Origin of the sequence: Fictibacillus sp. S7, from assembly GCF_004127935.1 — a bacterium.
GTDB lineage: Bacteria > Bacillota > Bacilli > Bacillales > Fictibacillaceae > Fictibacillus_C > Fictibacillus_C enclensis.
Map to the genome: position 1 here is coordinate 1829373 of NZ_QJKL01000001.1, position 12834 is coordinate 1842206.

Annotated in this window: 11 protein-coding genes; 7 read left to right on the forward strand and 4 right to left on the reverse strand. The window is 42.7% G+C overall.

Going from position 1 to position 12834, the window contains the following annotated elements; translation table 11 throughout:
• Positions 1-239: 239 nt before the first annotated feature.
• The 7 genes from DMO16_RS09405 to DMO16_RS09435 all read left to right on the forward strand — a co-directional run bounded on the left by DMO16_RS09405 (position 240) and on the right by DMO16_RS09435 (position 8313).
• Complete coding sequence (locus tag DMO16_RS09405; protein ID WP_129477026.1) at positions 240-1220, forward strand: 2-hydroxyacid dehydrogenase; 981 nt, start codon at positions 240-242, stop codon at positions 1218-1220.
• Positions 1221-1536: 316 nt separating this feature from the next.
• Positions 1537-2607 (forward strand): amidohydrolase family protein, encoded by a 1071-nt coding sequence (locus DMO16_RS09410; protein ID WP_061968072.1) that lies wholly within the window; start codon positions 1537-1539, stop codon positions 2605-2607.
• A gap of 36 nt (positions 2608-2643) precedes the next feature.
• Positions 2644-3069 carry a Rieske (2Fe-2S) protein gene (locus tag DMO16_RS09415; protein ID WP_129477028.1) on the forward strand — a complete coding sequence of 142 codons (426 nt, stop codon included), beginning with the start codon at positions 2644-2646 and terminating at the stop codon, positions 3067-3069.
• Positions 3070-3515: 446 nt separating this feature from the next.
• On the forward strand, positions 3516-4670 hold the full coding sequence (locus DMO16_RS09420; RefSeq protein ID WP_206738081.1) for a hypothetical protein: 1155 nt from the start codon (positions 3516-3518) through the stop codon (positions 4668-4670).
• 484 nt (positions 4671-5154) lie between these two features.
• On the forward strand, positions 5155-5847 hold the full coding sequence (locus DMO16_RS09425; RefSeq protein ID WP_241840510.1) for a GntR family transcriptional regulator: 693 nt from the start codon (positions 5155-5157) through the stop codon (positions 5845-5847).
• Positions 5844-7526 carry a thiamine pyrophosphate-dependent enzyme gene (locus DMO16_RS09430; RefSeq protein ID WP_129477032.1) on the forward strand — a complete coding sequence of 561 codons (1683 nt, stop codon included), beginning with the start codon at positions 5844-5846 and terminating at the stop codon, positions 7524-7526. Before DMO16_RS09425 ends, DMO16_RS09430 begins: the two co-directional genes overlap by 4 nt.
• Positions 7527-7563: 37 nt before the next feature.
• The gene (locus DMO16_RS09435; RefSeq protein WP_206738082.1) at positions 7564-8313 is read left to right on the forward strand and encodes a haloacid dehalogenase type II; all 750 of its coding nucleotides are present in this window, start codon (positions 7564-7566) and stop codon (positions 8311-8313) included.
• 276 nt (positions 8314-8589) lie between these two features.
• On the opposite strand, the gene DMO16_RS09440 is transcribed toward DMO16_RS09435, so the two are convergent.
• From DMO16_RS09440 to DMO16_RS09455, 4 genes are all read right to left on the reverse strand, one after another.
• Positions 8590-9957 carry an FAD-dependent oxidoreductase gene (locus DMO16_RS09440; protein WP_061968059.1) on the reverse strand — a complete coding sequence of 456 codons (1368 nt, stop codon included), beginning with the start codon at positions 9955-9957 and terminating at the stop codon, positions 8590-8592.
• A gap of 133 nt (positions 9958-10090) precedes the next feature.
• The gene (locus tag DMO16_RS09445) at positions 10091-10528 is read right to left on the reverse strand and encodes a Rieske (2Fe-2S) protein (protein WP_061968057.1); all 438 of its coding nucleotides are present in this window, start codon (positions 10526-10528) and stop codon (positions 10091-10093) included.
• 7 nt (positions 10529-10535) lie between these two features.
• Positions 10536-11651, reverse strand: coding sequence for an amidohydrolase family protein (locus DMO16_RS09450; RefSeq protein WP_129477036.1), 1116 nt, complete (start codon positions 11649-11651; stop codon positions 10536-10538).
• 37 nt (positions 11652-11688) lie between these two features.
• The gene (locus tag DMO16_RS09455; RefSeq protein WP_061968052.1) at positions 11689-12786 is read right to left on the reverse strand and encodes an amidohydrolase family protein; all 1098 of its coding nucleotides are present in this window, start codon (positions 12784-12786) and stop codon (positions 11689-11691) included.
• Between the last annotated feature and the right edge of the window lie 48 nt (positions 12787-12834).

Genomic DNA, 12834 nt, shown 5'->3' on the forward strand with positions numbered 1-12834 from the left:
TTTCATATCATCTTTTCTCAACCTTATTAAGGGTAGAAAGGAGCAGTTATGTCATGATGTTAAATTTTTTTATCTGAAGGAGATCTGGAACTTGCATAGAAGATTATTGTCGAACCGGCACGAGTTCAAAATGATCACTAATGACTGTTCATCCAACTAGTTAAACAAAATTAGCGTTAACAGATTGAACATGCTGGCTATAAATCTATCTTCATAATGGATGAAAGGAGCTCAAAAAAGTGAAACCTAAGGTATATATAACGAGAAAAATTCCGAAAGAAGTGGCAGAACAGATAGCTGAAGTCTGTTATGTGAGAATGTGGGAAGAAGAAGACATTCCTGTCCCAAGGCCTGTTCTCCAAAAGGAGTTGGCTGATTCCGATGGATTATACTGCCTTTTAACAGAAAACATCGACAGTGACTTGCTTGATAATGCCCCTAGACTCAGAGTGATAAGCAACATGGCAGTGGGCTATAACAACATTGACATCGAGACGGCTTCCGAAAGGGGAATCATGGTCACCAATACACCTAGTGTATTAACCCAAACAACGGCTGACTTAACGTTTGCGTTATTAATGGCCACATCTCGCCGAATAGTGGAATCATCTGATTTTCTTCGCAGGGGTGAATGGAAAACCTGGTCTCCTATGTTGCTTACGGGACAGGACGTATATGGCTCAACACTTGGTATTATCGGATTAGGTCAGATTGGAGAATCAGTGGCTCAACGCGCCAAAGGATTTGATATGCGTGTTCTTTATTACAATCGCAGTCGAAAGCTAGAGGCAGAAAAACAATTAGGTATCCAATATACTGACATGGAAACGCTTTTAAAGGAATCTGACTTTATCTGTATCTTGACACCCCTCACTCCAGAAACACGTCACCTTATCGGACGTAAGGAACTGTCTCTTATGAAAAATACATCTGTGCTGATTAATACAGCTCGCGGAGGTATAGTCGATGAGGAAGCATTGTATGACGCTTTGAAAGAAAAGGAAATTTGGGCAGCCGGACTCGATGTCTTCGAACAAGAACCAGTTTCCATGGATCATCCGTTATTTACCTTGTCCAATGTCGTAACACTCCCGCATATTGGAAGTGCCAGTTTTCACACCCGCATGCAGATGGCCCGTTTGGCCGCCGAGAATTTACTGACAGCTTTATTTGGAGACATCCCAAAAAATCTAGTAAATGCCAATGTCTTATCAAAATAACACGCGTAAAACGGTAAATACTTAAGTTAATATCTTCCCTTTCCGTTTTCTGTCAATGGTTAATTCTTCGATTGAAAGTTGACTATAGGATTTTTTACCTCCCCTGATTTTAAATCAAAATTGACGCAAAATAAAAACAATTCTAAAAATACTGAATTTAATGTTGACATTACCTTATTTCCAAATTTATGATAAAAACATAAAGTGTGAAATATCAGACCTCAAATTTCAATATTATCAAAATATGTTGTACGGCCATCAGCAAAAATGGAATAAGATACGTCATTTATTTTGGGAAATTCAGGAGGTATGCTGTATGAAAAAGTCGAACGTGAAAAAATTAAACGATATTATTGACTGTGATGTACATCCACATCCAAGCGATTATAATGTCATAAAGTCGTATATGTCAGAACCTTGGCGTAGCCGATTTAATGGGAATGGGAAAAGGGGCATATATGATAATCCCATACATGTAAACCGATTAGATTCAGTAACACCCCACGGTGGATATCCATGTTCTGATCCATCATATATGCGTGAACAGTTACTGGATGAATATGGGATAAATTATGCCATATTATTACCTCGCGCGTTTGCGACAAAATACCCGAGTCCGGATTTTGCTACGGTGGTGGCATCTGCTTTTAATGATTGGCTGGCAGATGTCTGGTTGGATAACAACAACGAAGATGGCCGTTGCAAAGGGTCGATCACAGTTGCACACCAAGATCCCCAAGCTGCGGCTAAAGAGATTGATCGTTGGGCAGGACACCCCCACATGGTACAAGTGATGATGGATTCCGGAGCACGCGCTCCTTTTGGACAAAGACAATATTACCCGATATACGAGGCATGTGAACGCAATGGATTTCCCATCGCCCTTCACCCCGGAACTGAAGGTGTCGGTCCTAATGAAATAATGACACCTGGATACCCCACTACTTACATAGAATGGCACACCGGCTTAATGCTCTCATTTCAAGCCCATCTCATCAGCTTTATTACTGAAGGGGTATTTGAACGTTTTCCAGGTTTAAAACTCGTTCTCGTGGAAGGCGGATCCGCTTGGTTGCCTCCCCTTCTCTGGCGTTTAGATGCCGAATGGAAACCGTTGAGGGAAGAAGTTCCATGGGTTAAAAAACGACCGAGTGAATATATTCTTGAGCACGTCCGAATTACATCTCAACCACTAGAAAATCCGGATAATAGGGAGCATCTCTTGCAGATGTTTGAAATGATGGACGCCAAAAATATTCTTATGTTTTCTTCAGACTATCCGCATTGGGATTTCGATTCTCCGACCAGGTCATTTCCTAAATTACCGGAGGAGTTAAAAAAACGTATTTTTTTCGAGAATGCACGGGCATTGTATAACCTGGATTAAAAAATAAAATAGATTTGGTGGAGGGTGTGATGATACATGAGTGCGCATGTTGTGGCATCCATTGACGAAGTCGGCGTTGGCCAGAGTAAAACGGTAGAAATAGAAGGACGTTCAATTTCTGTATTCAATGTGAACGGGGAGTTTTACGCATTGCGGAACGTATGCCCACATCAAGGAGCACCGGTGTGTTCAGGGAGTGTTGGTGGCATGACGGTTTGTAGGGAAAAAAACATAGGGAAATTGGGTGAGGTTGAATTTATAAAAAAGGGTGAAATTCTTCGTTGTCCATGGCATGGTTGGGAATTTGATATTAAAACGGGGAAATCCATATTTGATCCAGATGGCTGCTTGGTAAAAACCTATAAGGTAACTGTAGGGATAATGGAATCAGAAAAGGCACTTGCTCAGGTAGAAACGTATCCTGTTACGGTCAACTTCAATTCTATCATTGTTCATACATAAATAATCAAGTTTGCGGTGTCCCTATGATTCATTTCTTAAGATGGAACTAAAACCTTATCTTAAGCGCTATCTCGGAATGGAATGAAAAAATTTCGGTTAACATCAGTCTTCCAGAGGAAGCCAGTCCTCATTTGGAACAGCTAAAAAATGTTTATCCAGGCTGTTTTTAGCACAGCCCTGGAGTCAGGGAAGCCATGTTTGGATTCAAATATGGCATTCTTTGCTTTTTTCTTCAAGAGTTTGTTTAAATTGAGGGAGATGGAATGATGATAAATAAACTACATACTTGCCTCCTTCTGGCAATCGCTGCGTTAAGCATTGTATTATCCCTATTTGATTTTTATTTGATTAAAATCATGTTGGGGATTAGCGTCCTTTTTATGTTTGTCATTCTTCTGTTTTGTACCAATGGAATACCTAGGATTGTTTATAGTTTGTTTTTTATCATGAGTATTTTTTTAACCTGGCACTATCATATTCCTTATTCCGTTGCTGTTGATCATTTAAACTCGAATACCATATTTATTTCATTGTTTGTTTGTATACCGCTTCTTAAAATACCTATTGATCAAGGAAATTACTTAGAGGAAATCAGGAATCTATTAACAGTAAAAAACAAGGGATTCTTTATTTATGCCATTTCTGCGGTTAATTTTTTTCTGAGTTCTTTTTTAAATTTAGCCTCTATACGGCTGGTTGACCAGTTTAAAGATAGCCGAATGAATGAGAACCCAAACAAATATGGCGCTTATCTGAACCGCTCATTTAACTTGGCAGTTTGTTGGACCCCTTACTTTGCTGCTTTTTCAGTAGCCATTTCCTATAGCAAGGGAAATCCGGGATCCCTCATTTTGCTTGGCTTAACGCTATGTTGTATTATATTGCTTGCTACCGTCATGCCCGGGCTAATGAAACTAAAACAGCAACAAGATATTCCTCCAGGTAACAGAACCCGATTTAATCCTAAAATAGTACATTTATTATCCTTTTACGGTTTATTAATCGGCAGTTTGTTACTCATAGAGTATATAACGCCGATAAACACCATTGCCATCATCTGTCTCCTCAGTATCTTCTATTCCGCTTCTTGGACATTGTTACAGGGAACGGTGAAAGAGTTTTTACATGGACTCCGTCATTTTGCTAAGCGGGATTTACCCAATATACGATTTGAAGCTTTATTATTTATTTCGGTTGGTTTCTTCTCTCATACCCTTATATGGCTCGATTGGAAGGTACAACTGCCCGCCTGGTCGAGTGTATCCCTCGGTTATATTTGGCTGTTCATTTTTCTCTTTATTTTTTTTGTCGTGTTTATAGCCTTTTTTGGCATTCATCATTTAGTGACCATTACGCTATTTACTGCTTCTGTTCACTGGCAACAGCTCGGAATTCAACCGGTCATTTATGCGATGGTGATATTAATTTCATGGTCCCTCGCATCCATGATTTCTCCCTTTTCTGCTGCAAATATGATCATAAGCCGTTTGGCGAATGTGAAACCTGTACAAATCGGTTTATTGATGAACGCCGGCTATGCGTTTGGATTCATGCTGTTTAGTACCACCTTCCTAACGATCATTAATTACTTTATTTCGTGAAGTTTGTATCTAGTAAACACATGTCCAAAACAATATCTTCAAAGGGTTTAGCCCTGTTCCGCTCCTGGCCCACTCTTATTTTAAAGTGCAATGAAAGTGGAAAAAGCCAATATGTATGTTCTGTGATTCGGCGGGTATTTATTTTTAAATCGTCGGTACTCCCGTTTTTGATTTGAATTTCATTCTAAAACTCCTTATTGTTTGATTAAGCATTAATTTATTTAAAGATTTAAAAAAATAAAAAATATTCAGTTGACACCTTAACTTTACTGAGCTTGCCATTACAATAAAAAGACTGATATATCAGACCTCAAGTTCCTTAAAAAAGGTGAAAACAAGTAAACAAAATATAAGTCACACCGTTTTCAGCCATTTAAATAAGATACGTTTACTCGCATCTAAGATCCAGTCAGTTTTTCATGGATTACGCAATGAAGATAAGGTTTTTGGTTGTTGAATGACTTTAAAAAGGAGATCGATAAACATGAATGCTCACAATTTCATGATGAATGAAACCATACATAAACAAACGCGTTCAGTGAGAGACGTTGTTTATGAAACGCTTAAAAACGGCATTTTGTCTGAACAACTTTCACCAGAAATGCATTTAAAAGAACGAGCGTTATCGGAACAATTGGGCGTTAGTACAACTCCTATAAAAGAAGCGCTTCGCAGGCTGGAATTGGAAGGGTTGGTCTATACTCGTCCAAGAAGGGGTACCTTTGTTTCCACCCAAATTATGAAGTCGGTGGAAGAGATCACGTTAGCGAGATCCTCGCTTGAGGGAGTAGCTGCCCGCTTGGCCGCGTCCAAGATTACAGAGGAGCAAAAAAAACAGCTGGGTACCATCATAGAACAAATGGAAGTTTATACGATGGATAAAAACAGCGATGGATTAAGGAAAAGTAATGAAGCATTCCATCACTTCATTATCAAGGCAGCGAAAAATGATTATATCGAAAAACAGATAACTTCCCTAAAGGCTTTTGCTAATGTCGTTAGAAAGCACGCATTAGCTAATGTCAATGAACTTGACCGTGCCTATGAAGAGCATCATTTAATATTTACCAAAGTTGGTTCAAACGATCCGGATGGTGCTGAAGAAGCGATGCGTAACCATATACGACGTACCCTCTCGTTTTGCAAAGAGAACAAACAAGGAGTGAACGAAAAATGAAAAAGAAAATGACTGGTGCTCAAGCGGTGGTTGAATGTATTCGAAGAGAAGGCGTGGATCAAGTTTTTTGTGTGCCAGGCGAAAGCTATCTAAGTGTATTAGATGCAATCTATGAAACGGAGGAAATAAACCTGATTTCCGCTCGCCACGAAGGCGGAGCCAGTTTTATGGCAGAAGGATATGCGAAGGCAACAAATAAGCCCGGCGTTTGTATGGCTACACGAGGTGTAGGCGGAGCCAACCTCTCTATCGGTGTCCATACCGCTATGCAAGATTCAACCCCTATGGTGGTGTTTTTAGGACAAGTCCATAGTCATTTTCGGACACGGGAAGGGTTCCAGGAGGTTAATCAAGAAAACTTTTTTGCACCGATTTCAAAGTGGACCATTGAAATTACGGACACACATCGAATTCCTGAGCTGGTTCAACGGGCTTTTCGGATTGCTAAAAGCGGTAGACCGGGTCCGGTTGTGGTCGGATTGCCAGTGGATGTCATCGATGCAGAAGTGGAAATGGAAATAGGCCAAGTCATCACTATTCCAAAGCCAGCTCCAGGCAAAGATGAAGTGGCTCGGGCACTTTCTCTCATTTCTCAGGCCAAGCATCCTATTATGATTGCTGGTGGCGGTGTAGTTCGTAGCGGCGCACACGAACCATTGATTCAATTTGCGGAATCCATGGCTTTACCTGTTTTATCGTCTTTCCGCCGCCATGATGTATTTCCAAACCACCATTCGCAGTATTTAGGCCATATTGGACTGGGTACGCCTAAGAATATATTAGAAACAGTGAAAACTGCTGATCTGATTGTGGCAGTGGGGATGCGTTTTTCAGAAATTGTGACACAAGGGTACTCGTTATTTTCAACGGAGCAAACGATGATTCATATTGATATTGACCCAAATAGTATCGGTAAAGTATATAATCCAGCTCTTGGTATTGTAGCAGATGCAGGAGAAGCGCTAAATGCGTTAGTTGAAGCTTCTAACCAATATCAACCAGAAACTAAAAAAGAACGTCTGGATTGGATTTCCGAGCGTCGCCGTTTGTACGGTCAATGGATTCATGACGAATTAGATCAAAGTGGCAAATTAAATATGAAGAAACTCTTAGCCGATCTTCAGCGTCTAACGCCTGCAGATGCCATTATAACAAACGATGCAGGAAACTTTTGTGGCTGGCTACACCAATTTTACCAGTTTGAACAACCTGGAACCTATATTGGCCCGACAAATGGTGCCATGGGTTATGGTTTTCCCGCTGCAGTTGGAGCTAAATTAGCACATCCCAATCGTGTTGTGGTTTCCTTATCCGGTGATGGCGGTTTTATGATGACCATGCAAGAATTTGAAACAGCCGTTCGTTATAAGGTTCCTGTTATCGCGTTAGTCTTTAATAACAATATGTACGGAACCATTCGGATGCACCAAGAACGCGAGTATCCTGAGCGAATTTCCGGGACGTTGCTCACAAATCCTGACTACGCCCAATTGGCTAAATTGTTTGGTGGCTATGGTGAGTACATCGATTCTAACGAAGAATTTGAGGCAGCGTTTACTCGAGCACTCCAGTCAGGTAAACCTTCCATTATTGAAGTGGCGATAAGCCCTGAACAAATTTCAGTTTCCGCTACAATAGAGGATTTACGAAAAGCAAAGGTGCAGTTATTAAAAGCGTAGTAATAGAGTGAAACATCTCTATACTTCTTGTTAATGTATGGATCTATTCATAAAAAAGGATGGTGATGATGACATGAAAACTAACGGGCTTAAAGCACTTACCTTCGACGTGTTTGGAACGGTTGTAGATTATCGATCATCGATCATTAAAGAATGCGAAAAATTGAATGAGATGAAAGACCTTGAGCTGAATTCGCCGAAGTTTGCTGATGCCTGGCGAGGGGCTTATCGTCCCAACTTGGATCGTATTCTAAGCGGCGAGCTTTCGTGGATGAATTTGGATTCATTGCATTTGATGGTATTACGAAAGCTTCTTGATGAATTTGAGATCAACCATCTAACAGAGGAAGAAATCATTCACCTCAATCGAGTCTGGCATCGTTTGGAGCCATGGGGTGATGCGGTTCCAGGTCTTCAACGCTTGAAACAAAAATTCATAATCAGTCCACTATCAAACGGGAATGTATCTTTACTCACCAATATGGCAAAACATAGTGGACTACCTTGGGATTTGATCTTGTCCCCTGAAATGATCAAAAGTTACAAACCCGATCCAAACGTTTACCACATGGCTATCGACTTTCTTGATCTTCAACCCAATGAAGTCATGATGGTTGCGGCGCATCAACATGACTTACAGGCAGCCAAAAAGCTAGGGATGAAAACAGCTTATGTTTTTCGACCATTGGAGTATGGATGTGAGGCAATCCCTAATCTAATGCCTGAAGAAAACTATGATGTGGTAGCAAGAGATTTCATCGATTTAGCCCAACAATTAGGTGCTTGAATCAAAACAACAATCGAGGAACCAATAATGGTTCCTCGATTGTTGTTTTGCCAGTATCTATTATTCGTTCGGATTTGCTGAGCTGGAAAAATGGAGGACCTTTTCCCCTTCCAATCAGCTTGTCCTCCCTATACTGTAAAAACGGCTTTGGTGGCCTCCCATTGTAATCATCTACCAATTGCAAAAAAAGGGGTACAAAAGATGGTGGGATTCATCCTCAATTCTATCCTTTTTGTCTTTTACAGACTATCTATCTTCCTTTTTTTACTTTTAAAGTCAGATGGTGGGATGTGTAACTCTTTTGTTGCTTCGTTCTCCTAAATAGACACCTTGTTCCTCAAGGTTTTCCTGAAGTTTATGAATGTTCAATTGTGTAAAAGTCAGGTTTTGCTGAGATGCCATAGCGGCTGCGACGCCGGCACTCTGCCCCATTACTAAACACGGCGCCATATTTCGAGTGGCTCCGTTGGCAAAAGATGTAGCTGAAACGCATCTCCCTGCCACCAGGATATTTTGCAGGCCTTTTGGAATTAATGCCCGGAACGGAATATCAAATGCTCCATCGTCTCCGATTTGGTAAAAAGAAGCCTGACCCGTATCGGGATCGTGAATATCAACAGGGAAGCAAATTTGTCCGATGGTATCTTCGAATTTTCGTCCTATGGTAACATCCTCGTCCGTAATCTCATAGAGTCCTTCAATTCTTCGTGTTTCCCTTACACCTGCAAATGCCGAAGGAACAAAGTAGGCATTTTGGAACCCGGGAACATTTTCTTTTAGAAATTGACTAATTCGATATACTTGTTTTGTTAATTCAACTGTAGCGCGGGATAACGAAAGGGGATCCGTACCATCAATACCCACCACCGCAGAAGTGTTAACATTAATGTGATTCGGCCAAACCGTATTAAAAAACACTTTGTGATCTTCATTCGGGAAGATCTGATTCTCACGAATGATATCATTCCATTGACTGAATGCCCCATTAAAGTAAACAGGAATCGGTTCGGGATGGTCAGCTCGTGTGGCCATTGCAGGTGTAGAGACGGCGATGGCTTGAGCGATCTCCTTATTGTTGGTTCCATAACAGCGAAGGACCATCGAAACAGGCTGCATTTTTCCAGTTTTTCGATCGCCCTTCGTATAGTTTGCGCCGGCAGCTGCTACAACATCAGCATCTCCACTTGCGTCAATGTACGTTTTGGCTCTAATGGTTCGTATCCCACCCTTTACCGCAACTTGAACGCCCGTGACATTTCCTCGGTCACGCACAGTTCCAACTACATTTACCCCTAAAAATACAGTAACCCCTGCTTCATCTAATAACTCAGTGGACAGGATTCGGAATAGTTCTCCATCCACTGGAGTGACAGAATGAACAAATCCCCCATATGGAATATGTCCGACAGCGCCTCCCATTTTAATCAATCGATCCACAATTTCCTGGGCGATTCCGAACACAACTTGACGACCGTATCGTGTAATAAAATTATGTAAGCAAAGTCCTGTTGTCGCATTACCACCCAGAAACGGCTTGGATTCAAGCAGAATCGTATTGGCACCATTGCGTGCGGCAGCGGTCGCCGCGGCTACGCCTGTTACGCCACCTCCAATAACTAATACATCACAATCCATGTCCAACATAATTTGTGACCTCCTTTTTTATTTTCAAAACAGTATGCTAGTAAGCCGTTATAACCTTCCTTACTAAAATCTCTCCAAACCCCACGGTTTACGCGATGGAACCTTCATTAAATTTCACCTTTAACGTTTAAGGTCACATCTCAAGCACTACATAATCTTTGTCCAGGGAAACATGGAAGGTTTCCGCCACGTGGGGCCCTTCTTCCAATTTGGTCCCGGTAGATTCAGCGATAGCGCATCCTTGTTCGACCTTCGCGTCGTAAGAACGAACACGGGTTTTGACTGGATCGAACCATGATTGTCCGGTCTTGACGTCGAATTCCCATTGATGCCATGGACAGCGGATAATCTCTCCTTTTCGAGTGTAGGTGTATTCCCCCGGGACTGGGGAATGAACAAAACCGGACAATTCTCCTTCACAAAGCGGGGCCCCTCCATGAGGGCACCGGTTTCGAATGGCAAAAAATTCACCGTTTATGTTAAAAATACCGATAGACCTCCCGGCAATAGAAATGATCTTTCGGTGACCGGGTGGGATCTCATCGACAGTTGCCACAAAGTATTTTTTCATAGATTCATCACTCCTTCTCCGGAAATCGGTATAAAGAACGAGCGTTTTCATAAAAGATTTTCTGTTTTAGGGTTTCTGGAAACTTCCCTCGAAAAGTATGATCGGGTGCATCATAATCCCAGTGCGGATAATCAGTAGCAAACATGAGCATGTCATCGGATCCCAGGTGATCGATTACCTGAAGGAGATAGTCCTGAACCGGCGGCTCCTCTATCGGCTGGGTGGTAAATCGCATATGCCCTCGAATGTATTCGGATGGCTTTCGCTTCAAGAAAGGGACTTCTTCACGCAGTCGCTTCCAGTGCTTGTCGAGCCGCCACATCAAGGAAGGCACCCAAGCAAACCCGCCTTCGAGCATCACAGTTTGCAGGTTGGAAAACCGTTCAAACACCCCTTCACAAACCATACTAATGACCTGGCATTGGAACGCCTGAGCCATGTCGGTGTGATCCTCGATATAAAACGAAGGAAATCCAGAAGAGGTGATTGCGTTTCCACCCAAACCTCCAAAATGAATCGCGATTGGTAGTCCGTGGTTTTCCGCCGCCTCAAAGATTTTCCAATATTTGCGACGACCCATCGGTTCCCGGGTACGGGGCATGAATAACACTTGCACAAAACCAGGATGGCTAGCGCGCCGATTAATTTCTTCTACCGCCAGATCGGCGTTCTCGTACGGGATGACAATGGATGCGCGCAACCTCGGTTCTTTGTCCAGCCATTCGGCCATCTGCCAATCGTTGACCGCGCGGGCCAGTGCTGCTCCGTATTCATCGTTCAGCTGTTCCCCGACACGATACAGGCAGTTTAAGATACCGATCTCCATATTCAAAGGATCCAATAGCTGTTCTTGCATGAACTTTAGGTCGGAGCCGGGGATTTGACCGTTCGGCAGCCAGGCGTCTGCCCGTGTCCCACCCGGATTCCCTTTTGGATATGGAATATTTTGAACAAAGCCATGGTAGCCGCGCAGGCCGACCATGTCCATATAATTCTTCCAACGTGTCGGAAGATATTGTTTAAGCACCTCGTTTGACGGAACTTCATTATGAATATCACAGTCAATGAAACGGATTGCGGTTTTTCGCTTGTCCTCTATCGACTTAGTATTTACAATGGGCATGTATGTTCCTCCTCACTAGGGATAATCCCTGTATTTATCAATCAAAACGGTAAAAAGAGCGGGCGTTTTCCGATAGAATCTTCTTCTCCAGGCTTGGCGGGAGATTGGCTGGGAGAGCCTCTTCTTTCTCATCGAAGTGCCAATGTGGATAATCGGTTGAAAAGAGCAGCATGTCTTGGGAACGCATTTGTTCCATCGTTTGCAGCAAATGTTCGGGCTTTGGTGATTCATCTAGCGGCTGGATCGTCAACCGAAAATGTTCCCTTATAATCTCTGATGGTAACCGGTCCACCCATGGAATTTCTCGGCGTAGGCCCTTCCAATTCTTATCCAATCGCCACATCAGTGCGGGCATCCATGTGAAACCGCTTTCAAGAAGCGCGACTCGAAGGCGAGGAAACTTTTGGAAGGTACCTTCACATACCAAGCTGACGATTTGCGACTGAAAGGCTTGTGATTGACTGACGTAATCCTCAAGGTAATAAGAAGGCCAACCGACAGGCATCGTTGGATAACCGGTAACCCCACCCGCATGAATTCCGATCACTAACCCATACTGCTGGGCTGCTTCGTAAATCGGCCAGAAATGTTTTTTTCCGTAGAGCATTTCGGAACGTACCATCAAAAGAACTTGTACGAAACCGGGATGTTTGCCTAACCGGTGAATTTCCTCCGCCGCCTGCTCCGGATTCTGACTGGCAACGACGATTGAGGCACGCAGCCTTGGTTCTTTATCCAACCATTCAGCGATCTGCCAATCGTTTACCGCGCGGGCCATGGCTGCCGCCCAATCCTCATTGTGGATCATCTGTACGCCGTAAAGGCAATTAAGGATCGCATATTCCATATTCCAGGGTTCCAGCACCTGTCGTTGCAAAACCTCAAGATCCGAACCCGGAGGATCGCCGTTTGGCAATACCGAATCGGGCCTTGCAGATAAGGAACTTCCCCTTGGGTAATAATTGGGTTCTAAGCTTTTAATTCCGTGTTCCACCACATAATCGCGCCACCTGTCCGGTAGATAGGGGAAAAGAGCCTGTATGGAAGGAACGGCATTATGTACATCACAGTCGATTACAGCAGTCTTGGCTCGGTTGCCCAAGGTTTCCTTTTCCAGTGTTATGGCATCATCCATGTTTTATTCTCCTTTGCTCTATAGTAATTTGTATACATGTATACAACT

Bases quoted from the DNA above. Each gene is read 5' to 3' on its own strand.
- DMO16_RS09410 (WP_061968072.1), top strand. From the start codon at position 1,537: ATGAAAAAGTCGAACGTGAAAAAATTAAACGATATTATTGACTGTGAT.
- DMO16_RS09415 (WP_129477028.1), top strand. From the start codon at position 2,644: ATGAGTGCGCATGTTGTGGCATCCATTGACGAAGTCGGCGTTGGCCAG.
- DMO16_RS09420 (WP_206738081.1), top strand. From the start codon at position 3,516: ATGAGTATTTTTTTAACCTGGCACTATCATATTCCTTATTCCGTTGCT.
- DMO16_RS09425 (WP_241840510.1), top strand. From the start codon at position 5,155: ATGAATGCTCACAATTTCATGATGAATGAAACCATACATAAACAAACG.
- DMO16_RS09430 (WP_129477032.1), top strand. From the start codon at position 5,844: ATGAAAAAGAAAATGACTGGTGCTCAAGCGGTGGTTGAATGTATTCGA.
- DMO16_RS09435 (WP_206738082.1), top strand. From the start codon at position 7,564: ATGGATCTATTCATAAAAAAGGATGGTGATGATGACATGAAAACTAAC.
- DMO16_RS09440 (WP_061968059.1), bottom strand. From the start codon at position 9,957: ATGTTGGACATGGATTGTGATGTATTAGTTATTGGAGGTGGCGTAACA.
- DMO16_RS09445 (WP_061968057.1), bottom strand. From the start codon at position 10,528: ATGAAAAAATACTTTGTGGCAACTGTCGATGAGATCCCACCCGGTCAC.
- DMO16_RS09450 (WP_129477036.1), bottom strand. From the start codon at position 11,651: ATGCCCATTGTAAATACTAAGTCGATAGAGGACAAGCGAAAAACCGCA.
- DMO16_RS09455 (WP_061968052.1), bottom strand. From the start codon at position 12,786: ATGGATGATGCCATAACACTGGAAAAGGAAACCTTGGGCAACCGAGCC.